The organism is Variovorax sp. GW821-FHT10C12 (assembly GCF_059415405.1).
This window is the reverse complement of sequence record NZ_JBWKNE010000007.1, coordinates 94752-115412: the sequence shown is the minus strand read 5'-3', so window position 1 is coordinate 115412 and position 20661 is coordinate 94752. Positions and strand designations below refer to the sequence as shown.

The following is a 20661-nucleotide window of genomic DNA, read 5'->3' as shown; positions in this document are numbered from 1 at the left end:
AAAAGTCGTGTTTCAGGTGCCCGACGGCAGCCAGCGCTGCACCAACTTCACGAAATAGCTGGCACCGATCGGGATGATCTCGTCGTTGAAGTCGAACGAGGTGTTGTGGATGATGCAAGGGCCGGGCCCGTGGCCATCGAGCCGGTGGTCGCCGTCGCCATTGCCCAGGAACGCATAGCAGCCGGGCCGTGCGAGCAGCATGTGGGCAAAGTCTTCGGCGCCCATCACGGCGGGGAAGTTGTCGGTGACCATGTCGTCGCCCACCACCTCGCGCATCACGCCCGCGGCAAAGCGCGCCTCGGCCGGATGGTTCACGGTCGGCGGCGAGGAGCGGTTGAAGTACACCTCGGCGGTGCAGCCATGTGCCGCCGCCACGCCGGCCGCCACTTCGCGCAGCCGCGCCTCCAGCTTGTCGATGGCCTCGATGGAGAAGGTGCGGATCGTGCCGCCCACCGTCGCCACGTCGGGAATCACATTGGGCGCATCCGAGCCCTGCAGCTGCGTGACCGCCAGCAGTGCGCGCTCGGTGCTGGGAATGGTGCGCGCCACGATGGTCTGCAGCTGCTGCGCCAGCGTGACCACCGCGGCCACCGGGTCGATGCCGGTGTGCGGCATCGAGGCGTGCGTGCCGCGCCCGCGCACGGTGATCTTGTACGTGTTGCTCGATGCCATCAGCGCGCCTTCGTTGAGCGCGAAGCGGCCGACGTCGCCGACAGGAAAGTTGTGCAGCCCGAAGACCGCGTCGCACGGAAAGCGCTCGAACAGGCCCTCGTCGATCATCTTCTTGGCGCCGGCCTTGCCCATCTCCTCGGCGGGCTGGAAGATGAAGTGCACGGTGCCGTCGAAATCATCCGGCCCTTGCTGCGACAGGTGCCAGGCGGCGGCCAGCAGCATCGTCGTGTGGCCGTCGTGGCCGCAGGCGTGCATGCGGCCGGGGTGGGTGGACTTGTGAGCGAAGTCGTTGGCTTCGTGCAGCGGCAGCGCGTCCATGTCGGCGCGCAGGCCGATGGAGCGCGTGCCCGTGCCCTTGCGCAGCACGCCGACCAGGCCCGTGCCCGCGATGCCGCGGTGCACCTCGATGCCCCATTCGGTCAGCAGGCTCGCGACCTTCTCGGAGGTGCGGTGCTCCTCGAAACCGAGTTCGGGATGGGCGTGGATGTCGCGCCGGATGTCGATGAAACGGGTGGCGTGGGCGGCGAAGGCGTCGACGAGATTCATGGCGGGCGGCTGCGGGATCGTTCGCGAAAAACAGAAGCGAACGATTCTGGCGCAGCCGCCCGCGCGGCGCATGCTGGCTTACGCGTGGTTCAGGCTAGCCGAGTCGGCCTTCCTCGCGCAGCTTCGCGCCGATGCGGCGGATCTCGGCCTCGCCCCGGTCGAGCGTCGCGCGGCTCGTGTGCACCGAGTAATGGCCCATCACCAGCTCGTGCGGATGCGGCACCGCCGAGCCGAGCACGAAGGCTGTGTCGCCCTGCGCCACGACGTCGATGGCCGCGTCGGACTCCTCGAACACCGCGAGCTCGCCCGTGCTGATGGGGCCGCCGGTGCCGTCGCCCGCGTCGAGCCGGCCCACGTTCACCGCGACCCAGCCCACCGTGTGGCCGGCAGGCGGCGTGTAGCGCCAGCGTTCGCCGTCCTTCAGCTGCACGGCCAGGTAATTCATCGGCGAGGGCGCCGGAATGGGGCTCTGCACCGCGCCATGGCGCCCGAGCAGCACGCGCGCCGGGCCTTCCTGCGGCACCTGCGAAGGCGCGAGGTAGATGCTCTGCGCGGGCGCGTTTTCTTCAGCGGCCGGCAGCGCCACCCAGAGCTGGAAGCCCTGCACGCGCGTCACGCCCGGCGCCGGTGCGCCCGTGTGCCACACGCCGTTGCCGGCGCGCATCCACTCGACGCCGCCGCCGCGCAGCACGCCCTGTTCGCCGGTCGTGTCCTCGTACAGCGTGTCGCCTTCGATGAGCCACGTCAGCGTGGCGATGCCCGAGTGCGGGTGCAGGCCGAAGCCCTTGTGGCCGCCGTCGACATCGAAGCCGAACAGGTCGAGGAACACGAAGGGCTTGAGGTATTCGCCCAGGTCGCCCGGGCTCATGAGCCGCGTGATCGGCCCGTGCCTGGCGCCGCGCGTCCGATAGACGATGGCGCGGGTGTCGGTGGCAACAACTGCGGTGGTCATGCGGCCTCCCTGGCGGTCTTCAGTGCGCGGGTCCACCACGCCATGTCGTCGAGCAGGCCCGTGGCCGACTGCGCCAGGTGCGGGAAGTCGTCGAAGGACTTGCCCTGCTGCCAGATGCCCAGGAACTCGACCATGCCGATGTGCACCGCATGGCGCACCGGCGCCATCTGCATCTCGACCGCGACCAGCCGCAGCTGCTCCACAGCCCGCGCCGCGCCCACGCCGCCGTAGCCCACGAAGCCGATCGGCTTGCGGATGAACTCCTTGTAGGCCCAGTCGATCGCGTTCTTCAGCACCGCGCTCGGGCCGTGGTTGTACTCGGGCGTGACGATGATCAGCCCGTCGAAGGTCGCCAGCTTGGCCTGCCAGCGCTGCGCGGCCTCGTTCTTCACCGGGCCCCAGGCGGGCGCGCCGGCTTCGTTGAAAAAGGGCAGCGGGTGGTCGCGCAGATCGACCAGCTCGAAGGCCAGGTCGGTGCGCTGCTTCGCGATCTCGTGGATCCAGTGCGCGGGCTTTTCGCCGAAGCGGCCTTCGCGGGTCGAGCCGATGACGATGCCGATGAGAGGTTTTTGCTGTGAGGTCATAGGTACTTGCTCCTGAATGGGGTGGGGACGAAAGAGGGATCAGGCCGCGATGGCAGCCGGCCGCGACAGGGGTCGCAGCCGCCACGCCACGAAGGCAGAAAGCAGCGTGAGGACGATGGCCGGCGCGGGGTTGCCGCCGATCAGCACGAGGTGCGTGGCCACGGCGCAGGCCATGGTCGCGGCCAGCAGCAGGCTGCCGAGGAAGCCGGTCGCAGGCACGAGCAGCAGCAACGCGCCGCCGACCTCGACCACGCCCGTCACGTAGCGGAACCACTGGCCGAAGCCGATGGCCTCGAACACCTGGACCATCTGCGGCACGCCGGCCAGCTTGGCGGCGCCGGCCGCGCCGAAAGCCAGCGCCAGGACGATGCGAACGCCCCAGACGATGCGGCGCTGGAGGGGAGAAAGCGAGGATGAGGAAGTCATGGGTACAAGGTTAGGGTCGCACCCATTGATCGACTAGACGGTAGAGTCGTATTGCACTCATCCATCTATCGAAGGAATCGCCCCCCATGCTCGACCTCAACGACATCGCCATGTTCGTGCAGGTGGTGCGCCACGGCAGCTTTGCCGAAGCCGCCCGCCGCCTGGGCTTGCCGCCCAACACCGTGAGCCGGCGCATCCAGCAACTCGAGGCGCAGCTGGGCACGCGGCTGATGCAGCGCTCGACCCGCAAGCTGACGCTCACGAGCGCGGGCCAGGCGTTTCACGAGCGCTGCGCGGGGCGGTCGACGGGCTGGTCGAGGCCGGGCAGGCCCTGATCACCGGCAACCAGGCGCCGAGCGGGCTCGTGCGCGTGGCGGCGACGGCGGATTTCTTCGATTTCTTCCCGATGGAGTGGGTGGCGGACTTCCTGGCGGCGAATCCGCTGGTGCGCCTCGATTTCGTGCTGAGCGATGCGAAAGCCGACCTGATCGCAGCGCAGATCGACGTGGCGTTCCGCGGCGGCGCGCTGCCCGATTCAGGCTATGTCGGCCGCAAGCTGCTGGGGCCGCGCACGGACGGCTTGGTCGCGAGCCCCGCGTACATCGCCGCGCACGGGGCGCCTGCCACGCTGCAGGATCTGGTGGATCACGACTGCGTGACAGCGGCGCATCCGAGCGGGCGAGCGACCTGGCGGCTGGTCGGGCCGGACGGAACGGAGGAAGAAGTGCAGGTCACCGGGCGCTTCAGCGGGAACACGGCGCAGGCGTTGCGCAAGGCCGCGGTGGCGGGCCTGGGCATCGCGCTGCTGCCGCCGTCGATGGGGCGGGTGGATGTGGAAGGGGGGCGGCTGGTGCCGGTGCTGCCGCAATACCAGCGCACGGGGCAAGGGCTGACCGTGCTGTATCCGAGCCGCAAGCACCTGCCGTTGGCGGTGTCGGCGTTCATCCAGATGGTGTTCGAGAAGCTCTCAAGCCGCGAGGGAGAGTTGCCTGATATCCCTGCGTGGCGAGTTCAATCAGCACACGAGGAAGTGATTCGACACGCATGATTGTCTTGGCACCTTCAGGGTAGATACGTGGTTCAGCAATACGAAATTTGCCCTACAAAGAGAAGCCAAAACAAAATCCATCAATAAGCAGCACGCTCTCCTCGACCAGCAAAGCACAAGGCACCGACCACTATGAAATTTAGAAATTTAAAAAAATGGGATGCCCCAGAGCAATGCACAGGGTTTGTTTATTTTTCCCAGTTGCTGGAAGAGATGCTTTTTGATTTCTCCTTAGACACTTACAAACCGTCAGTAATGCATACCGGCCTTCTTTGCATAGAAGCTCTAGAGGTAGCAAGGGAAATTGATCAGGGAAATATTAAAGGGCCAAACATCTTTCATGTAAACGCAGAATTTTGCGCAAATTTTGAAAAAGATCGGGTTGCACAAGCCTTAGTCCCTTTATCCGCCTCATCTTTCTTTCCAACACTAAAAAATCCAAAGAGCAGCCTAAAATCGATTGAGACCGTTCTGAGTTTTTTGGCCGTACACCTATCAATATTGAAGTACAAAGAAAAAAACGAAGAGCTTCTGCAAGAAGAAATAATGGGCAGGCAGTCCTTTTCCGAAATTCGTCGACTCACTCGAAGCTATATCACATCTTTGATCGCGGCGGGGTTCGATCAGAGACACATTCGAGACGTCTGCACTTCGTTTTTTTGCACTGGGAAAAATAGAATTCCCGACTCATCTGCGATTGAATCATTTTTATCGCTTTTCCCCGCCAAAAATCTCGAATTTAATGTTATTTTTAGGGTCGCCCCGATATTTGAGCATTTAGCAGATGCATTGAGTCCTCTTGGCCTGGTAATTTCACGCACGCCACCCAACGGAATTGATCTTGCTCGGTACCCGAAATTTGGCTCAACCTCCGACCAGCAAGTATTTGCCTCAATTAATAAAATAGAAGCAAAAGATATGCATAGTGCGAGAAACGCAGCCGAATACAGACTAAAGCTCAGCGCGACCTTACTAACAATATTTCATCACAAAGAGAATCCAGACTGGCGTCTTGACTGCATCGTTCAAAGCGTCGCGTCAAACGAGAGCTTTCAAATCTCGAGCCCCATCAATGCCATGCATAAATGCGCCGACTTACTGAAATCAGTTGCTGGCACGAGGCTCAAGGCGTTATTAAGTGACTTTTCACTTGAAAAGAACTCCTTCGCAAAATTCATGAGAAGCACTCAGCTTCACTCTATGGCGCTGTCTAGCAATGCATACGAAAATCAGATACTTAATCTTTGGATTTCTCTCGAATCCTTAATTCCCTCAGAAACCAAGAATGAAGATATTTCCAATATTGAACACATCATTGACTCGGTGCTGCCGTTCCTGAATCTTAACTATATCGAGCGATTGATCAACAATTTGGTCAAAGATCTACTTCGGTGGAATAGAGATATTGCAAAGGAAATTCTCAAAGAAGTGGAGGGCAAGAAACTCACGCATAAGCTGATGCGATTGATGATCTCGGATTTGCATGCAGAGCGCCGCGCAAAACTAGTTACCGAATTTGGTAACTTTCACTTGCTTCGCGATCGTTTTGAGTACTTATCGAAAGTCCTGACTGAACCTTCAAATGTTGTTTCTGCACTAGACGCGCACAGCATTCGTTTAGGGTGGCAAATTCGTCGAATTTATCGAACCAGAAACATTATTGTTCATAGCGGTCGGACCCCTGCATACACAAAATCGCTAATCGAACACGCCCACGACTATTTGGATGCAATTTTGATGTTGTTTGTAAAATTAGCATCAAACCCTCGATCGATTAGTTCTGTATCGCAGGGATTCAAGTATATGGAATTGAGATATGACTCATATTATAAAAATCTCAAACAAAAAAACATCAAATTCAACGAAGAAAATATTGAATCACTCTTGATTACCAAATGATTTTCCCATCCATATAGCCACAGATGGGTTTAGCCATCTTGGGTTATTATCTTTTCACCCCTTATCCGTCGTTTATATTTAAGTCACGCAAAAAACCTATCTCAAGCGAAATGAAAATCGAAAAAGACACCGTCGTCACCCTCAAGTACAAAGTCGCCGACGCCCAGGGCAAGCTCATCGAAGCCAGCCCCGAGCCGATGGCCTACCTGCATGGCGGTTACGAGAACACCCTGCCCAAGATCGAGCAGGCGCTCGACGGCCAGGAAAAGGGCTACCAGACCACGCTGAACCTCGCCCCCGAAGACGCCTTCGGCCTGCGCGACGAGGCGCTGGTGCGCACCATCCCCAAGACCGAGTTCCCGCCCGGCGTGAAGGTCGGCGGCCAGCTGCAGGGCCGGCTCGACGACGGCACCGAGCACGTCTTCACCGTGACCAAGATCAAGGGCCCGGTCGTGCTGCTCGACGGCAACCACCCCTGGGCCGGCAAGGCGCTGAAGTTCAGCCTGCAGGTGACGGACGTGCGCGCGGCGCTACCGGTGGAGATCGAGCACCGGCATGTGCATGGGGCGCACGGGCACCATCACTAAGAAGCAGCCGCGCACCCGATGGAGTTCTCCAGCGTTTCCGGGTTTCTGGGCCTCCTGCCGCCAGCGTTGATCGCATTTGCGTTCGTCTGGGCCATCCTGCGCGCAGGATCACGGCAGGTCGTCGTCCATCGCCTCTGGCAATTTGTTCGTGGGCAGCAAGAAATTGCCGACCCCGAAATCCGGGCGTTCGCCGAGGAAGAGGCGAGCTTCATCTCGTTCCGCATCCTGGCAGGCGTTCCCGTTTCGTCGCTCGAGAAGGCACATGAACTCATTCGCTGGACGAAGCTGAATGATGTGCAGATGTACCGCCTGCGCCTGTGCGGTGATTTCTTCGATCCGGATGCCCGGCAGGTCAGAGTGGACAAGCTGCCATCAGGGTTCACTCAAAAGCTGAGGGCGGCAGGGCTGTTCTGGTGGCTGCTTGTCGCCGCACTGAGTTTCGGCAGCTTGTTTCTTGACCGAACTCTCATGACCCTCAACGCGACACAACGGTACTTTTTCGCGACACCCACACAGGTCGGTAGTCTCGGTTCGATCATTCCGTTCGGCTCCAGATCGTTGAAGGCCGCGGATTGCACACGCCCTGCCAGCGCCAACGCACAGCGCAGCGGATTCACCGAGCAGGAGGTGGGCATCCTCTGTTCGATCCTCACGGACAGCGGCGCCAATGCCTTTCTCAAGCGCACGCTTGCCGAACAGTTCTGGTCGTCCGTCAAACTGTTCGGCGTGAGCGCCGTGCTGTTCTGGATGAGCTTCTTTTCCTGGGTCGCAGGGGTTTCTGCCAAGAAGCTCGCAGGGAGGCAGATCGACCCGGCCGTGCCGGGCACCCAGCTGAGCCTGGGCCTCTCGACCTGATGTCAGCGCTGACGGTGCCGCAACAGCACCGTCACTTCTTCCAGAACCTCGGCGCCTCGCCGATCGTCTCCAGCGCCTTGCGGCACGCCTTCGCACCCGCCGCGCGTCGCGCGCTGAACCAGCCCACGGCAAACCACGCACGCGGGTCGCGCGATGCGACCTCGCGGTACAGCGCGAGCGCGACCGCCTCGTCGTTGAACTCGCCCAGCGCGTCCTGCGCGGGGCGCAGGGCTTTCAGGTAGCGCCCGGCTGCGTCCTTCTTCTTTTTGCTGCCGTCCGCTTCGGCGAACAACGGCGCGACGAACTCCGCCAGGTAGCGCAGGCGCTTGAGCCGCTTGCGCGCGCGATGCTGGTGCTCGGTGGCGAGCGATTCGAAGCGCTCGCCATCGCGCACGGCCTGCTTGTGCAGGCGCTGGAGCCGTTCGCGCAACTGCTGGCGGGCCTCGTCGGCGGCGAGCGGTGCGGACCCCGTGGACGGCGGCGTGGCGGCGGTGAAGCCGATCAGCGACACCAGCACGTCCTGGAACGCGGCGGCGCGCACGATGTCGCCGGGTGTCAGTGCCGGCGCGGCAGCAGCACCGTCGGCATCGCCCGCCAGCGGATCGACCTCCGGCGCGCCCGCTTCACGCAGCCGCGGCTGCGCGAGCTTCACGACCTGTTCGCGGTCGCGCAGTTCGCCGAGCGCGCGGAAGGCGTCGACCAGCGGCGGCTCCCACGCGGCGGCGTCGAAGCGGCTGGTGTCGGCATCGAGCCCCGCCAGTTCGCGCAGCGCGGTGCGCAGGCGGCGGATGCCGATGCGCAGCTGGTGGATCTGTTCTTCGTCGGTGCTGCCCGCGGCGATCTCGCTGGCGTTGGGCAGCATCTGGTCCAGGCACGACGCGACCACGGCCTGCTGGAGGGTGCGGCCGTCGAGGCCGTGGGCCGGGAAGCGCGGCGCTTCGGCCTTGATAGCGGGCACGGTCTCTTGCTCGGCCAGCAGGCGCATGCCGCGCTCGGCCTTCGAGACGGTGCTGAACCACAGGCCGTGCTGCTGCGACCAGCGCCGTGCGAGCGCCACGAGCCCCTGCACGTCGCCGCTCTTGAGTTCGAGCTCCAGCTCGCACACGGGCGAGGTGCGCTGCGCAGGCGTGCCCGCGTGCACGACGACCTTGCCGACGTCGAGCGCCATCTCGACGACGGCGCCGCCCGGGCCGCTCACGCGCAGGTCGCGCGTGAGCCGCACGATGTCGGTCGACTGGCGCTCGACCAGCGGCACCGCAGTGCCATCGGCCGGCTGCAGCAGGCGGGCCAGCCGCTCGCCGACGGGCGTGCCGGCGTGGCGCGCGGGGTCGATGGCGGGCGCGGCGGCGCCGGTGCCCAGGTCGACGTTGTGCTCGAGCCGGTGCAGCGCGTTGTCGCCGGCGGCCTTGACGGTCTGCACCCAGCGCCGGCCCTCCTTGCGCAGCCGCAGCACCATGCCGTCGGCCACGAGGCGCTGGTCGGCAGTGTCGAAATAGCGGGCCTGAAGGCGCGTGCGCACGACGGCGCCGCGCCGCAACGCGGCTTCGACGGCCTTCAGGCGGTGGGGGGGAATGCAGAACTTGAACTCGATTTCCATGGTGTTCATGATGCCCGCTCTTTTTCCCCCAAAGCGACGTGGTGCCGGCCGATTCCGGTGGATCGAAAAATAATGTGGACACCGTCCATTTTCTTTGTTATCTTTTGTGGACGGCGTACACAAGACGTCGGCAAACACCCCCTTCAACCTTCATCGACACAGGAAAGACACCATGGCCACCAAGCAGATCTTCGTGAACCTCCCCGTCCGGAACCTCGACAAGAGCAAGGCCTTCTTCGGCGCGCTGGGCTACACCTTCAACGCGCAGTTCACCGACGCCAACGCCGCCTGCATGGTCATCCACGAGGGCAGCATCCACGCGATGCTGCTGATGGAGGACTACTTCAAGACCTTCACGAGCCAGGGCATCACGGACACCCGCAAGGAGAACGAGGTGCTGGTGTGCCTGTCGTGCGAGAGCCGCGCCGAGGTCGACGAACTGGTCGCCAAGGCCGTGGCCGCCGGCGGCACGACGCCGCGCGAGCCGAAGGACTACGGCTTCATGTACGGCCACGGCTTCCTGGACCTGGACGGCCACATCTGGGAACTGGTCTACATGGACCCGAACGCCGTGATGCCGGGGCAGTGATACCGGGCCGGACGATGCCCATCGTTCCATATGCGCTCTTGATCGTTGCGCGGAAGGCACCTACCGAAAGGCGGCGGCGCCCCGATATTCCTGGTTCAGGCACGGCCCGCATGGCGGCCGTGCCCACCCCACCCAGGAGTCCCGACATGTCCGACAGCAACGACAACAGCAAGAGCAGCAGCCCGTCTCCCATCGTCCAGGTCCAGCCACTCGGCTTCCCGTGGCAGACCCTCGACCCGTTCCTGTTCTGCGTCTACCACGACGACGCGTACCCGAAGGGCAACGGCCGCATGGGCCCCGAGGCCTCGCTGGCCGGCCGCCAGATCGGCCAGGACTTCAGCCGCAAGGACGGCTGGAGCATGTACCACGGCGAGACGGTGCCGGGCTTTCCCTCGCACCCGCACCGCGGCTTCGAGACGGTGACCATCGTGCGCAAGGGCCTGGTCGACCACTCCGACTCGCTGGGCGCCACGGCGCGCTTCGGCGGCGGCGACGTGCAGTGGCTCACGGCCGGCAAGGGCATCGTGCATTCGGAGATGTTCCCGCTGCTGGACGCCGGTGCGCCGAACCCGCTGGAGCTGTTCCAGATCTGGCTCAACCTGCCGGCGAAGAACAAGATGGCCGAGCCGCACTTCACGATGTTCTGGTCGGAGGCGATTCCGCGCTTCGCCTCGGACGACGCGCAGGGCGGCCGCACCGAAGTGGCGGTGATCGCCGGGCGCTTCGGCGCCGACGACGCACAGGCCCAGGCGGCCATCGACCCGCTCGCACCGCCGCCCGATTCGTGGGCCGCGCAGGCCGGCGCCGACCTCGCGATCTGGACGCTGCGCATGACGCCCGGCGCGCGCTGGACGCTGCCGCCCGCCACGGGCGAGGGCACGCGACGCATGCTGTACTTCTTCAAGGGCGCCACCGCGCAGGTGGCGGGCCGGCGCGTGGACGGGCCGGCAGCCATCGAGTTGCGTGCCGACGCGGCCGTGGAGTTGTGCAACGGCCCCGAGGGCGACGGCGAGTTCCTGCTGCTGCAGGGCCGCCCGATCGGCGAGCCGGTGGCGCAGTACGGCCCGTTCGTGATGAACACGCAGGCCGAGATCGCCCAGACGATGGCCGACTACCGTCGCACGCAGTTCGGTGGCTGGCCCTGGGCCGACCCGGCGCCGGTGCATGGCGCCGAGGCTGCGCGCTTTGCGCGGCACCCGGACGGGCGCGAGGAAGTGCCGGGGGCCTGATCGGCGGGCCCGGCCGCGCGGGCCTCAGTAGCCGCGCAGCACCTCGACGCTCAGCGCGGTCATGCTGGGGATGAACTCGATCACGTCGGTGCGCGCGACGCCGCCCTGCACGAAGGGGTCGCGCGCCAGCACCGCCTCGAGCCCCTCGCGGTCGCCCGAGCGCGCGAGGATCACGCCGCCCTTGCGCGGCACCTGGCGCCCCGAAGCCACGAACAGGCCGCTGGCGTAGTGCTTCTTGAGCCAGGTGACATGCGCATCCATCAGAGCGTCGAGTTCCTCGAGCGGACGGATGTAGGTCAGGGTGACGATGAACATGGCAAAGGCAGGTCGATGCGGAAGATGACCCGATCCTATGACCTCGGCGCGACAGCGGCGGGGCGAGTGTGTGTCTCGCCGGTAACTCTCGCATGCGGCGTGTGCATGCGCCGGCCGGCTGGCGCCTTGTCGCCCACCGGACCTGCGCGACCGTGCGCGATCTCGTAGATTCGGTCGTTCCCTTCACCGCATCACCTCACTTCAACGGAGACCCTGTTCCATGATCCAAGTCGTTGCCGTCATCACCGCCAAGCCCGGCCAGCGCGCCCTCCTGCTCGAAGCCTTCAAGGCCAACCGCGCCGCCGTGCTCGCCGAAGAGGGCTGCATCGAGTACGGGGCCACGATCGACGCGCAGGGCATTCCGCCGTCGAAGGCCAGCTTCGGGCCCGACACCTTCGTGGTCATCGAGAAGTGGGCCTCGCTCCCGGCCCTGCAGGCGCACGGGGTCGCGCCGCACATGGCGGCCTTCAGCGCCCAGACCCGGGAGTTCACCGAGAGCAAGCGCATCCACGTGCTCGAGCCGATCTGAGCCGGCCGCGCCGCCGCTGTCTTCGCGCGCGGCGCGATGCCTGCTACCCTCGCGCCGGGGAGAAGAAGACATCTCGGACGAGGGGGTTCAAGACATGGCGATCGTCTCCAGGCCGCAGGGTCTGCGCTGGCGCACTGGCGCGCTCCTGCTGGCTGCACTGGCCACCGGCTGCGCACAGCTCGGCGCACCGCCCTATGCCGCCGACTACGAGGCGCTCGACCGGCTCGAGGCGCACAACCCCGGCAAGGTCGCGGTGGGCAAGGTGCAGCCCACGGACCCCAATGACGCCCTCAACACCCTGCGGCTGCGCCGCGCCAGGCTGGTGTCGCCCAGCGGCACTTTCGCCCAGTACCTCGAAGACGCGCTGATGCGTGACCTGGGCGAGATCTCGGTCTACGACCCCAAGGCGCCGACCCGCATCGCGGCGCGCATCCTCGTCAACGAGCTCGACCTGGGCGTGGTCAACGGCTCGGGCCGCATGGACGTCGAAGTCACCGTCACGCGCAACGCCGCGCAGACGCTGCGCAAGACCTACCGCGGCGAGATCGCCTTCGATTCGAGCTACGCCAACATCGTGGCCGTGCCCGCCGGACAGGCCGCGTACCCGCGGCTGGTGCGGGCGCTGCTGCGGCAGGTGTATGCCGATCCGCAATTCGTCGCGGCCATCGCGCCGTCTGCGCAGTAAGGCCAGAGAAGCACCATGACGTTTCTTCTTACTTCTCCGATGCCCCGACTGGCCGCAGCACTGGCAACCGCCGTGCTGCTGGCCGGCTGCGCCCACCCGATCACGATGATCACCGAGACTGCACCGCCCCGGTCGGCCGCCCACCTCATCCCCAAGAAGGTGGCCTACGTGATGACCGACGCGCAACGCGACCTGCAGGTGACCACCGCTGGCGGCAGCGGCGACCGCGTGAGCTACTACCCGTACCGCGACCTCGAGAAATCGATCCGCGACGCGCTGCGCGCGGTCTACCGCAACGTGGTCGTGCTGCGCACTGCGGGCGATGTCAAGGCGAACGAAGCGGCGGGCGTGTCGCTGGTGTTCACGCCGCAGATCAAGACCGATTCGAGCTCGTCCTCGTGGATCACCTGGCCGCCCACTTCGTTCACGGCCGAGGTGGCCTGCGTGGTGACGGACACCGCGGGCGCCGAAGTCACGCGCGTGCGCGCGGTCGGCAACGGCACGGCGGAGTTCGGCGAGTTCAACGGCGACTACGGCCTGGCCGCACGGCGCGCCGCCACGCGGATGACGGCGCAGCTCAGCAGCGAGATTCGGCGCAACGAGAAGCTGCGCTGAGGCTTTCGCAGACGGACGTCAGTCCAGACGCTGATTGATCACACGCGCCACGAAGTTTTCCAGCGAGACCCGGATTGCCTTTTCGGTGGCTTTCCCAAGGGCTTCCGCACCCACGGGGCATTGGCCATCGAGCGACTCCTGGCCAAAGCCGCGCACCGTGGTCGTCGCGAGTTCCCGTCCATCGGCGGAAACTGCCGTGGTCTTGATGGAGATCTCGACGCTCGCATCCGCGGTGGGAACGAAGAAGCCCGGCTGGAACCGCAGGCGCGGGTTGAAGTCATCGAGGGCAAAGGTGTAGAGCACGCCATCGCGGCCCGCTTCCGAGGCTGTCGAAATTGGCACCACCGATGAGTGCGCCCCCGAGACCGTGCGCACGATGGACGTCTTGATGGCTGGGCCCAGTGCCACCGGGAAGTTGTGCGGACCGCAGATGTGGCCCGGCTTGACGGTTTTCTCGAGCGTCGCCAGATCACTCGACACAGCGACATACGCCTTGCTCGACTGGACCCGGTCGCGGCGGACCTCGTAAGCCGCCGACGTGCTCCCGACTTCCGCCCGGTGAGCGCAGCCCACGATCAACAGGGCACCTGCGCAGATGCCAGCCAGTCTTGCAATCACGTGCTTCTCCTCGTAATGAATTGTTATTTGATTCTAGGAGGCGCAGGAGCACACTTCGCGCAGCCAATAAAAAACGCGCCCGAGGGCGCGTTTCTTTTGGCGTCTGTCGTCTTACTTCGACACGACCTTCACCATCTCGAGGCACTTGTTCGAGTAGCCCCATTCGTTGTCGTACCAGCTCACGAGCTTCACGAAGGTGCCGTCCAGCGCAATGCCGGCTTCGGCGTCGAAGATCGAGGTGCGCGGGTCGCCGCGGAAGTCGGTGGCGACGACCTTGTCTTCCGTGTAGCCCAGCACGCCCTTCAGCGCGCCTTCGCTCTGTGCCTTCATCTCGGCGCAGATCTCGGCGTAGGTGGCGTCCTTGACGAGTTCGACGGTCAGGTCGACCACCGACACGTCGGAGGTCGGCACGCGGAAGCTCATGCCCGTGAGCTTCTTGTTCAGCTCGGGGATCACCACGCCCACGGCCTTGGCTGCGCCAGTGCTCGAAGGAATGATGTTTTCCAGGATGCCGCGGCCGCCGCGCCAGTCCTTGTTGCTCGGGCCGTCCACGGTCTTCTGCGTGGCGGTGGCGGCGTGCACGGTGGTCATCAGGCCGCGCTTGATGCCCCACTTGTCGTTCAGCACCTTGGCCAGCGGGGCCAGGCAGTTGGTGGTGCAGCTGGCGTTGCTGATGATGGCTTCGCCAGCGTACTTCTTGTCGTTCACGCCGTAGACGAACATGGGGGTGTCGTCCTTCGAGGGAGCCGACAGGATCACCTTCTTGGCGCCTGCGTCGATGTGCTTCTGCGCGGTTTCCTTGGTGAGGAAGAGGCCGGTCGACTCGAGCACGATGTCGGCGCCGACTTCGTTCCACTTGAGCTGCGACGGGTCGCGCTCTTGCGTCAGGCGGATCTTCTTGCCGTTGACGATCAGCGTGTTGCCTTCGACCGTGACTTCACCCTTGAAGCGGCCATGCACCGAGTCGTACTGGAGCATGTAAGCCAGGTATTCCGGCTCGAGCAAGTCGTTGATGGCAACGATTTCGATGTCGTTCTTGAAGTTCTGCACGGCTGCGCGCAGCACGTTGCGACCGATGCGGCCGAAGCCGTTGATACCGAGTTTGATAGCCATCTGACTTGCTCCTAAGGTTGAAAAACTTTTGATCGGACGGGAAGAGGACGAACCGCGCGACGCTCAGTCGCGCAGGGCCGCTTCCACGGTGGCGGCCACGTTCTCCGCCGTGAAACCGAAGTGCTTGAACAGCACGGGCGCGGGGGCCGACTCGCCGTAGCTGTCGATGCCGACCACGGCCGCGCAGCCGTACTTCCACCAGCCGTCGGTGCAGCCCATTTCGACCGCGACGCGCGGGATCTTCTTGGGCAGCACGGCCTTCTTGTAGGCCAGGTCCTGGCGGTCGAAGGTGGTGGTCGAAGGCATCGACACCACGCGCACGGCGATCTTCTTGTCGGCCAGCAGCTTCTGGGCGGCCAGCGCGAGCTGCACCTCGGAGCCGGTGGCGATGATGACGGCGGCCGTCTTCTTGTTCTTGAGGCCGACGTTCTCGGGCTCGGACAGCACGTAGGCGCCGCGGCTGATGTCGCCCAGGTCGCTCTTGGCGGCGTAGGCGATGTTCTGGCGGCTCAGCAGCAGCGCGGTCGGGCGCGACTGGTTCTGCAGCGCCACGGCCCAGGCCACGGCGGTTTCGGCCGTGTCGCCCGGACGCCAGACGTCCAGGTTGGGAATGAGGCGCAGCGAGGCGGCGTGCTCGATCGACTGGTGCGTCGGGCCGTCTTCACCCAGGCCGATGGAGTCGTGCGTGAACACGTGCACCACGCGGCGCTTCATGAGCGCGGCCATGCGGATGGCGTTGCGGCTGTAGTCGCTGAAGGTGAGGAAGGTGCCGCCGTAGGGGATGTAGCCGCCGTGCAGCGCCACGCCGTTCATGATGGCGGCCATGCCGAATTCGCGCACGCCGTAGTTGATGTGACGGCCGATCTCGCCGTGCGGCGGCTCGACGGCATCGCCCTGTGCCGCTTCGTCCTCGCCGCCCTGGGGCACCACCGGTGCGGCGGGCGCGTTCAGCACGACGGCGCCGGTCTTGGCGTCGAAGCGCAGCGCGGCGGTGCTCTTGGTGTTGGTGAGGTTGGAGCCCGTGAGGTCGGCGCTGCCGCCGAGCATTTCGGGCAGCGCGGCCGTGAAGGCTTCCAGCGCGAGCTGGCTGGCCTTGCGGCTGGCCACGGTTTCGCCCTTGGTGTGGGCGGCGACCACGGTGTCGAACGCGACCTGGTGGAAGTTCTTGGGCAGCTCGCCCTTCATGCGGCGCGTGAACTCGGCGGCGAGTTCGGGGTACGCGGCCGTGTAGTCGGCGAAGGTGTCGTTCCAGGCGGCTTCGGTCTTGGCGCCTTCGGCCTTGTGGTCCCAGTCGGCGTACACCTCGGCCGGGATTTCGAAAGCGGGGTAGGGCCAGCCGATGGCTTCGCGCGTGAGCTTGATTTCTTCGGCGCCCAGCGCCTCGCCGTGCGCCTTGGCGGTGCCGGCGCGGTTCGGGCTGCCCTTGCCGATGGTGGTCTTGCAGACGATCAGCGTGGGCTTGGTGGCTTCCTTCTTGGCCTTGGCGATGGCCTTGGCCACTTCCTTGGCGTCGTTGCCGTCGATCGGGCCGACGACGTTCCAGCCGTAGCCCTTGAAGCGCTCTTCGGTGTTGTCGATGAACCAGGGCTTGACCTGGCCGTCGATGCTGATGCCGTTGTCGTCGTACAGGGCGATCAGCTTGTTCAGGTGCCAGGCGCCAGCGAGGGCGCAGGCTTCGTGGCTGATGCCTTCCATCATGCAACCGTCGCCCAGGAAGGCGTAGGTGTGGTGGTCGACGATGGACAGGTCCTTGCGGTTGAACTCGGCGGCCAGCAGCTTCTCGGCCAGCGCGAAGCCCACGGCGTTGGTGATGCCCTGGCCCAGCGGGCCGGTGGTGGTCTCGACGCCGGGGGTGACGTCGACTTCCGGGTGGCCGGCGGTCTTGCTGTGCAGCTGGCGGAAGTTCTTGATCTCGGCCAGGGGCAGGTCGTAGCCCGTGAGGTGCAGCACCGCGTAGATCAGCATCGAGGCGTGGCCGTTGGACAGCACGAAGCGGTCGCGGTCGAACCAGTGCGGGTTGGCGGGGTTGTAGCGCAGGTGCTCGCCCCACAGGGCGACGGCCATGTCGGCCATGCCCATCGGTGCGCCCGGATGTCCGGAATTGGCTTGTTGAACGGCATCCATTGCCAGCGCGCGGATCGCGTTGGCCATCAGGGCTTGGTTTGCCATGGGCAGTGGGCTTTCGGGGGAAAAGGGTGGGTGGGGGATACGGGAGAACCCGAGATTTTACCGGGCGAGCCGCGCCCGGCCTCGATACAGGGCCAACACCCCGCTGATGCTCTCTTGTGTCGCAGGCCCGGCTGCTAGAGTTGCCCCCATGCAAGGGCTGCACCTCACCGCCGATCTCCACGACTGCCAATGCGGCCTCCAATGGCTCACCGACGGGCGCGCGCTCGGCGAGGTCTGCACCAAAGCCGTGACGGCCGCCGGGCTGCAGGCCGTGGGCAAATTGGTCCACAGTTTTCCGGCCACGCCGCAGGGGCCGGGCGGCGTGACGGCCACGCTGCTGCTGGCCGAATCGCACCTGTGCATCCACACCTGGCCCGAGCAGCGCGGCGTGACGCTCGACGTGTACGTCTGCAACTTCGGCGCCGACCACTCGGCGAAGGCGCATGCGCTGATGGCCTGCCTGGTGGCGCTGTTCCAGCCCCGCCACAGCGAGCGCAACGAACTGCAACGCGGCCGTGTGGCCGGGTCGGTGCGGTGATGGCGGTGCGCGCGATGATCCTGGCCGCCGGCCGCGGCGAACGCATGCGGCCGCTGACCGACGCCACGCCCAAGCCCCTGCTCGAAGTGCGCGGCAAGCCGCTGATGCAGTGGCCGATGGAAGCACTGGCCGAGGGCGGCTTCACCGAGCTGGTGGTCAACACCGACTGGCTGGGCACGCAGGTCGCCGCCCGGTTCGGCGCGAGCCCCGTGCTGGACGGGCGTGGTGCGCTGTCTGTCTCCTATTCCGACGAGGGCCGCGACTTCGGCGGTGCGCTCGAAACGGCCGGCGGCATCGTGCGCGCGCTGCCGCTGCTGGGCGAGGTGTTCTGGGTCGCTGCCGGCGACGTCTTCGCGCCCGGCTTTCGCTTCACCCAGGCCGCCGTCGACCGCTTCCTGGCCAGCGGCAAGCTCGCCCACCTGTGGCTGGTGCCGAACCCGGCGCACAACCTCAAGGGCGACTTCGGCCTCTCGGCCGACGGGCTCGCGCTGAACCAGGCGGCCGAGAAGTACACCTTCTCGACCATCGGCCTGTACCGCGCCGCGCTGTTCGCGCCGCCGTACTGCGACATCCCGGCTGGCAATCCGGGCGGCATCAAGGCCCCGCTGGCACCGATCCTGCGCGCTGCCATGGACAACCAGCAGGTGAGCGCCGAGCTCTACACCGGCGACTGGACCGACGTGGGCACGCCGCAGCGCCTGCAGCAACTCAACGCCGGGGTCGCGCCGGCAGCGGGCGCATGACGCTCGCGCCGCTGCCCGACGCCCTGCGCCTGCTGCCGCAGCGCCTGCAGGACCTGGCCCTGGCCACCGCCGCCGAACGCAACGACGGTGCGCCCGAAGACCCGCTGACCGTGCCGCTCTACGTGAGCGACTTCACGCGCCTGAGCCTCGCGCCCATGCGCCAGGGCTGGCACGTCGACTACTTCGGCGACACCTGGGGCGACGCCTTCGACGAAACCCTGGCCTGCCTGAGCCGGCAGGACGTGGCCGACTGCATCATCTCGCTGTCGTTCAGCGGCCCCGACAGCGGCCCCGACAGCGGCGCCAACGGCTCGCGCGAATGGATGTTCACGCCGCTGCTCGAGAGCCCGGTGATGTTCCCCCGCCTGCGCTCGCTGTTCATCAAGCCGACGCAGCCCGAGGACCACAACCAGTCGCTCGTCTGCACCAGCGACGGCATCCTCGAGGAAGGCGGCGACATCGCGCGCTGGGTGCGCAAGACGCCGCACCTGAGCGAGCTGACGGTGCCGAACCCACCGAACGCCGACTTCTTCGCCGTGCCGCTGCCGCAACTGACCAGCCTGTGCGTCGGCGCGCATTTCGACACGCAGAACTTCATTCGCCACCTGGCCGCCGCAACGCAGCTGCCGGGCCTCAGGCTGCTGGATTTTTCCGAATCCACCGAGCAGCAGATGGCGTGGCCGGCCGACCGGACGCCCGGCGGCATCACGGCCTTCGAAGACTACGAGGCCTTGCTGCACAGCCCCGTGGGCGCGCAGCTGCGCGTGCTGAGGCTGCGCAACACCTGCCTCGACCTGGCCCAGCTGCAGCAGTTGCAGGGCGCGCGGCAGGGGCTGCAATTCATGGTCATCCAGTCAACGATCGACGGCTACGTCAGCCACTTTGCGCAGGATGTGTTCCCATGGCGGCATCTGGTACCCGCGGACCCCGGACTTGCACCGTATCGAAAGTGAAATCCCATGCTCAATGACACCACGATCTACGCCGAGCGCCGCGCGCGCCTCGCTTCGCAACTGGGCAAGGACGGCATCGCCATCGTTCCCACCGCGCCCGAGCGCCAGCGCAACCGCGACAGCGACTTCCTGTTCCGCCACGACAGCTACTTCTACTACCTGACCGGCTTCACCGAGCCCAACGCGTGGCTGGTGCTGGCGGGCGATGGCCGCGCCACGCTGTTCTGCGCGCCGAAAGACCTGGAGCGCGAGATCTGGGACGGCTACCGCCTCGGCCCCGACGCAGCCCCCGCCGCGCTGGGCGTGGACGAGGCCTTCTCGGTGAACGACCTCGACGCCAAGCTGCCGAAGCTGCTCGAGAACCGCTCCACCGTGTGGTTCCCCTTCGCCACCCACAAGGGCCTGGAAACCCGCATCGACGGCTGGCTGCAGTCGGTGCGCGCACGCGTGCGCTACGGCGCGCTGTGCCCCGAGGAGCAGCGCGACCTGTGCGGCCCGCTCGACGAGATGCGCCTCGTGAAGGACGCGCACGAGCAGGACATCATGCGCCGCGCCGCGCAGATCAGCGCCCGCGCCCACGTGCGCGCGATGCAGCTGTCGGCGCGCATGCTGCGCGAGGGCAAGGACGTGCGCGAGTACCACCTCGACGCCGAGCTGCTGCACGAGTTCCGCCTGGGCGGCTCACAGTACCCGGCCTACGGCTCCATCGTCGCGGCCGGCGCCAACGCCTGCGTGCTGCACTACCGCGCCGACGCCGCGCCCGTGCGCAAGGGCGAGCTGGTGCTGATCGACGCCGGCTGCGAACTCGACGGCTACGCCAGCGACATCACCCGCACCTTCCCGGCCGACGGCAAGTTCAGCGGCCCGCAGCGCGCGCTGTACGACCTGGTGCTCGCCAGCCAGGACGCCTCGGCCGCCGCCACCAAGGCCGGCAACCGCTTCAACGACCCGCACGACGCGGCCGTGAAGGTGCTGGCGCAGGGCATGCTCGATCTGGGCCTGCTCGACGGCAACAAGGTCGGCAGCGTCGACGACGTGATCGACTCGCGCGCCTACTTCCAGTTCTACATGCACCGCACCGGCCACTGGCTGGGCATGGACGTGCACGACTGCGGCAGCTATGTCGAACCCACGCAGGTGGGCGAGGTGAGCGAGCGCAAGGACCCGCTGTCCAACGAACTCATCAAGAACCGCCCGAGCCGCATCCTGCATCCGGGCATGGTGCTGACGCTGGAGCCCGGCATCTACGTGCGGCCCGGCGAGGGCGTGCCCGAAAAATTCCACAACATCGGCATCCGCATCGAGGACGACGCGATCGTCACGGCCACGGGCTGCGAACTGATTTCGCGAGGGGTGCCAGTGAAGGCGGATGAGATCGAGGCATTGATGCGCGCCTGAG

Annotated in this window: 21 protein-coding genes and 1 pseudogene; 13 read left to right on the top strand and 9 right to left on the bottom strand. The window is 65.6% G+C overall.

The genetic code is table 11. The annotated features are described in order from the left end of the window. Positions 1 to 12: 12 nt before the first annotated feature. From AC07OH_RS25205 to AC07OH_RS25190, 4 genes are all read right to left on the bottom strand, one after another. Positions 13 to 1218, bottom strand: a complete 1206-nt coding sequence (locus tag AC07OH_RS25205) for a M20 aminoacylase family protein (protein ID WP_495302535.1) — start codon at positions 1216 to 1218, stop codon at positions 13 to 15. A 94-nt stretch (positions 1219 to 1312) separates the two neighbouring features. After that, the gene (locus AC07OH_RS25200) at positions 1313 to 2170 is read right to left on the bottom strand and encodes a pirin family protein (RefSeq protein ID WP_495302534.1); all 858 of its coding nucleotides are present in this window, start codon (positions 2168 to 2170) and stop codon (positions 1313 to 1315) included. Next, entirely contained in the window at positions 2167 to 2754 is a 588-nt protein-coding gene (locus tag AC07OH_RS25195) for an NADPH-dependent FMN reductase (RefSeq protein ID WP_495302533.1), read from the bottom strand. Before AC07OH_RS25195 ends, AC07OH_RS25200 begins: the two co-directional genes overlap by 4 nt. A gap of 39 nt (positions 2755 to 2793) precedes the next feature. After that, entirely contained in the window at positions 2794 to 3180 is a 387-nt protein-coding gene (locus AC07OH_RS25190) for a DoxX family protein (RefSeq protein ID WP_495302532.1), read from the bottom strand. Positions 3181 to 3266: 86 nt separating this feature from the next. Here AC07OH_RS25190 and AC07OH_RS25185 point away from each other — a divergent pair. From AC07OH_RS25185 to AC07OH_RS25170, 4 genes and pseudogenes are all read left to right on the top strand, one after another. Next, positions 3267 to 4228: pseudogene (locus tag AC07OH_RS25185) on the top strand (LysR family transcriptional regulator). Between the two features lie 132 nt (positions 4229 to 4360). Beyond that, positions 4361 to 6127 carry a hypothetical protein gene (locus AC07OH_RS25180; RefSeq protein ID WP_495302531.1) on the top strand — a complete coding sequence of 589 codons (1767 nt, stop codon included), beginning with the start codon at positions 4361 to 4363 and terminating at the stop codon, positions 6125 to 6127. 110 nt (positions 6128 to 6237) lie between these two features. After that, the gene (locus AC07OH_RS25175; protein WP_062473516.1) at positions 6238 to 6714 is read left to right on the top strand and encodes an FKBP-type peptidyl-prolyl cis-trans isomerase; all 477 of its coding nucleotides are present in this window, start codon (positions 6238 to 6240) and stop codon (positions 6712 to 6714) included. Between the two features lie 18 nt (positions 6715 to 6732). Further along, the gene (locus AC07OH_RS25170; RefSeq protein WP_495302530.1) at positions 6733 to 7569 is read left to right on the top strand and encodes a DUF6216 family protein; all 837 of its coding nucleotides are present in this window, start codon (positions 6733 to 6735) and stop codon (positions 7567 to 7569) included. A gap of 31 nt (positions 7570 to 7600) precedes the next feature. On the opposite strand, the gene AC07OH_RS25165 is transcribed toward AC07OH_RS25170, so the two are convergent. Continuing rightward, on the bottom strand, positions 7601 to 9175 hold the full coding sequence (locus AC07OH_RS25165; RefSeq protein WP_495302529.1) for a CYTH and CHAD domain-containing protein: 1575 nt from the start codon (positions 9173 to 9175) through the stop codon (positions 7601 to 7603). 163 nt (positions 9176 to 9338) lie between these two features. Between AC07OH_RS25165 and AC07OH_RS25160 the strand changes: the two genes are divergently transcribed. After that, positions 9339 to 9755, top strand: a complete 417-nt coding sequence (locus AC07OH_RS25160) for a VOC family protein (RefSeq protein WP_489060522.1) — start codon at positions 9339 to 9341, stop codon at positions 9753 to 9755. A 146-nt stretch (positions 9756 to 9901) separates the two neighbouring features. Continuing rightward, complete coding sequence (locus AC07OH_RS25155) at positions 9902 to 10984, top strand: pirin family protein (protein ID WP_495302528.1); 1083 nt, start codon at positions 9902 to 9904, stop codon at positions 10982 to 10984. Positions 10985 to 11008: 24 nt separating this feature from the next. Here AC07OH_RS25155 and AC07OH_RS25150 read toward each other — a convergent pair whose 3' ends face one another. Then, positions 11009 to 11299, bottom strand: coding sequence for a YciI family protein (locus AC07OH_RS25150; RefSeq protein ID WP_062473524.1), 291 nt, complete (start codon positions 11297 to 11299; stop codon positions 11009 to 11011). A 220-nt stretch (positions 11300 to 11519) separates the two neighbouring features. Here AC07OH_RS25150 and AC07OH_RS25145 point away from each other — a divergent pair, with 220 nt between their 5' ends. The 3 genes from AC07OH_RS25145 (at position 11520) to AC07OH_RS25135 (ending at position 13128) form a co-directional block, all read left to right on the top strand. Then, complete coding sequence (locus AC07OH_RS25145) at positions 11520 to 11828, top strand: putative quinol monooxygenase (RefSeq protein ID WP_489060518.1); 309 nt, start codon at positions 11520 to 11522, stop codon at positions 11826 to 11828. Positions 11829 to 11922: 94 nt separating this feature from the next. Continuing rightward, complete coding sequence (locus AC07OH_RS25140; protein ID WP_495302527.1) at positions 11923 to 12513, top strand: hypothetical protein; 591 nt, start codon at positions 11923 to 11925, stop codon at positions 12511 to 12513. A gap of 15 nt (positions 12514 to 12528) precedes the next feature. Then, positions 12529 to 13128: a hypothetical protein gene (locus AC07OH_RS25135; RefSeq protein WP_495302526.1), complete on the top strand. Its 600-nt coding sequence runs from the start codon at positions 12529 to 12531 to the stop codon at positions 13126 to 13128. An 18-nt stretch (positions 13129 to 13146) separates the two neighbouring features. Here AC07OH_RS25135 and AC07OH_RS25130 read toward each other — a convergent pair whose 3' ends face one another. From AC07OH_RS25130 to AC07OH_RS25120, 3 genes are all read right to left on the bottom strand, one after another. Continuing rightward, on the bottom strand, positions 13147 to 13746 hold the full coding sequence (locus AC07OH_RS25130) for a hypothetical protein (RefSeq protein WP_083259363.1): 600 nt from the start codon (positions 13744 to 13746) through the stop codon (positions 13147 to 13149). A 111-nt stretch (positions 13747 to 13857) separates the two neighbouring features. Continuing rightward, entirely contained in the window at positions 13858 to 14859 is a 1002-nt protein-coding gene (gap, locus tag AC07OH_RS25125) for a type I glyceraldehyde-3-phosphate dehydrogenase (RefSeq protein WP_056575024.1), read from the bottom strand. A 63-nt stretch (positions 14860 to 14922) separates the two neighbouring features. Next, complete coding sequence (locus AC07OH_RS25120) at positions 14923 to 17028, bottom strand: transketolase family protein (protein ID WP_495302525.1); 2106 nt, start codon at positions 17026 to 17028, stop codon at positions 14923 to 14925. Positions 17029 to 17176: 148 nt separating this feature from the next. On the opposite strand from AC07OH_RS25120, the gene speD reads away from it, so the two are divergent. The 4 genes from speD to AC07OH_RS25100 are packed head-to-tail and all read left to right on the top strand — an operon-like array spanning position 17177 to position 20660. Continuing rightward, on the top strand, positions 17177 to 17566 hold the full coding sequence (gene speD, locus AC07OH_RS25115; protein WP_489060511.1) for an adenosylmethionine decarboxylase: 390 nt from the start codon (positions 17177 to 17179) through the stop codon (positions 17564 to 17566). Between the two features lie 14 nt (positions 17567 to 17580). Next, on the top strand, positions 17581 to 18309 hold the full coding sequence (locus AC07OH_RS25110) for a nucleotidyltransferase family protein (RefSeq protein WP_495302524.1): 729 nt from the start codon (positions 17581 to 17583) through the stop codon (positions 18307 to 18309). Continuing rightward, positions 18306 to 19262 (top strand): hypothetical protein, encoded by a 957-nt coding sequence (locus AC07OH_RS25105; RefSeq protein ID WP_495302523.1) that lies wholly within the window; start codon positions 18306 to 18308, stop codon positions 19260 to 19262. Before AC07OH_RS25110 ends, AC07OH_RS25105 begins: the two co-directional genes overlap by 4 nt. Positions 19263 to 19268: 6 nt before the next feature. Beyond that, positions 19269 to 20660 carry an aminopeptidase P N-terminal domain-containing protein gene (locus tag AC07OH_RS25100; RefSeq protein ID WP_495302522.1) on the top strand — a complete coding sequence of 464 codons (1392 nt, stop codon included), beginning with the start codon at positions 19269 to 19271 and terminating at the stop codon, positions 20658 to 20660. The last annotated feature ends 1 nt before the right edge of the window (position 20661 follow it).

Bases quoted from the DNA above. Each gene is read 5' to 3' on its own strand.
- speD (WP_489060511.1), top strand. From the start codon at position 17,177: ATGCAAGGGCTGCACCTCACCGCCGATCTCCACGACTGCCAATGCGGC.
- gap (WP_056575024.1), bottom strand. From the start codon at position 14,859: ATGGCTATCAAACTCGGTATCAACGGCTTCGGCCGCATCGGTCGCAAC.
- AC07OH_RS25105 (WP_495302523.1), top strand. From the start codon at position 18,306: ATGACGCTCGCGCCGCTGCCCGACGCCCTGCGCCTGCTGCCGCAGCGC.
- AC07OH_RS25135 (WP_495302526.1), top strand. From the start codon at position 12,529: ATGACGTTTCTTCTTACTTCTCCGATGCCCCGACTGGCCGCAGCACTG.
- AC07OH_RS25200 (WP_495302534.1), bottom strand. From the start codon at position 2,170: ATGACCACCGCAGTTGTTGCCACCGACACCCGCGCCATCGTCTATCGG.
- AC07OH_RS25145 (WP_489060518.1), top strand. From the start codon at position 11,520: ATGATCCAAGTCGTTGCCGTCATCACCGCCAAGCCCGGCCAGCGCGCC.
- AC07OH_RS25160 (WP_489060522.1), top strand. From the start codon at position 9,339: ATGGCCACCAAGCAGATCTTCGTGAACCTCCCCGTCCGGAACCTCGAC.
- AC07OH_RS25205 (WP_495302535.1), bottom strand. From the start codon at position 1,218: ATGAATCTCGTCGACGCCTTCGCCGCCCACGCCACCCGTTTCATCGAC.
- AC07OH_RS25180 (WP_495302531.1), top strand. From the start codon at position 4,361: ATGAAATTTAGAAATTTAAAAAAATGGGATGCCCCAGAGCAATGCACA.
- AC07OH_RS25120 (WP_495302525.1), bottom strand. From the start codon at position 17,028: ATGGCAAACCAAGCCCTGATGGCCAACGCGATCCGCGCGCTGGCAATG.
- AC07OH_RS25195 (WP_495302533.1), bottom strand. From the start codon at position 2,754: ATGACCTCACAGCAAAAACCTCTCATCGGCATCGTCATCGGCTCGACC.
- AC07OH_RS25170 (WP_495302530.1), top strand. From the start codon at position 6,733: ATGGAGTTCTCCAGCGTTTCCGGGTTTCTGGGCCTCCTGCCGCCAGCG.
- AC07OH_RS25190 (WP_495302532.1), bottom strand. From the start codon at position 3,180: ATGACTTCCTCATCCTCGCTTTCTCCCCTCCAGCGCCGCATCGTCTGG.
- AC07OH_RS25110 (WP_495302524.1), top strand. From the start codon at position 17,581: ATGATCCTGGCCGCCGGCCGCGGCGAACGCATGCGGCCGCTGACCGAC.
- AC07OH_RS25165 (WP_495302529.1), bottom strand. From the start codon at position 9,175: ATGAACACCATGGAAATCGAGTTCAAGTTCTGCATTCCCCCCCACCGC.
- AC07OH_RS25140 (WP_495302527.1), top strand. From the start codon at position 11,923: ATGGCGATCGTCTCCAGGCCGCAGGGTCTGCGCTGGCGCACTGGCGCG.
- AC07OH_RS25175 (WP_062473516.1), top strand. From the start codon at position 6,238: ATGAAAATCGAAAAAGACACCGTCGTCACCCTCAAGTACAAAGTCGCC.
- AC07OH_RS25100 (WP_495302522.1), top strand. From the start codon at position 19,269: ATGCTCAATGACACCACGATCTACGCCGAGCGCCGCGCGCGCCTCGCT.
- AC07OH_RS25155 (WP_495302528.1), top strand. From the start codon at position 9,902: ATGTCCGACAGCAACGACAACAGCAAGAGCAGCAGCCCGTCTCCCATC.
- AC07OH_RS25150 (WP_062473524.1), bottom strand. From the start codon at position 11,299: ATGTTCATCGTCACCCTGACCTACATCCGTCCGCTCGAGGAACTCGAC.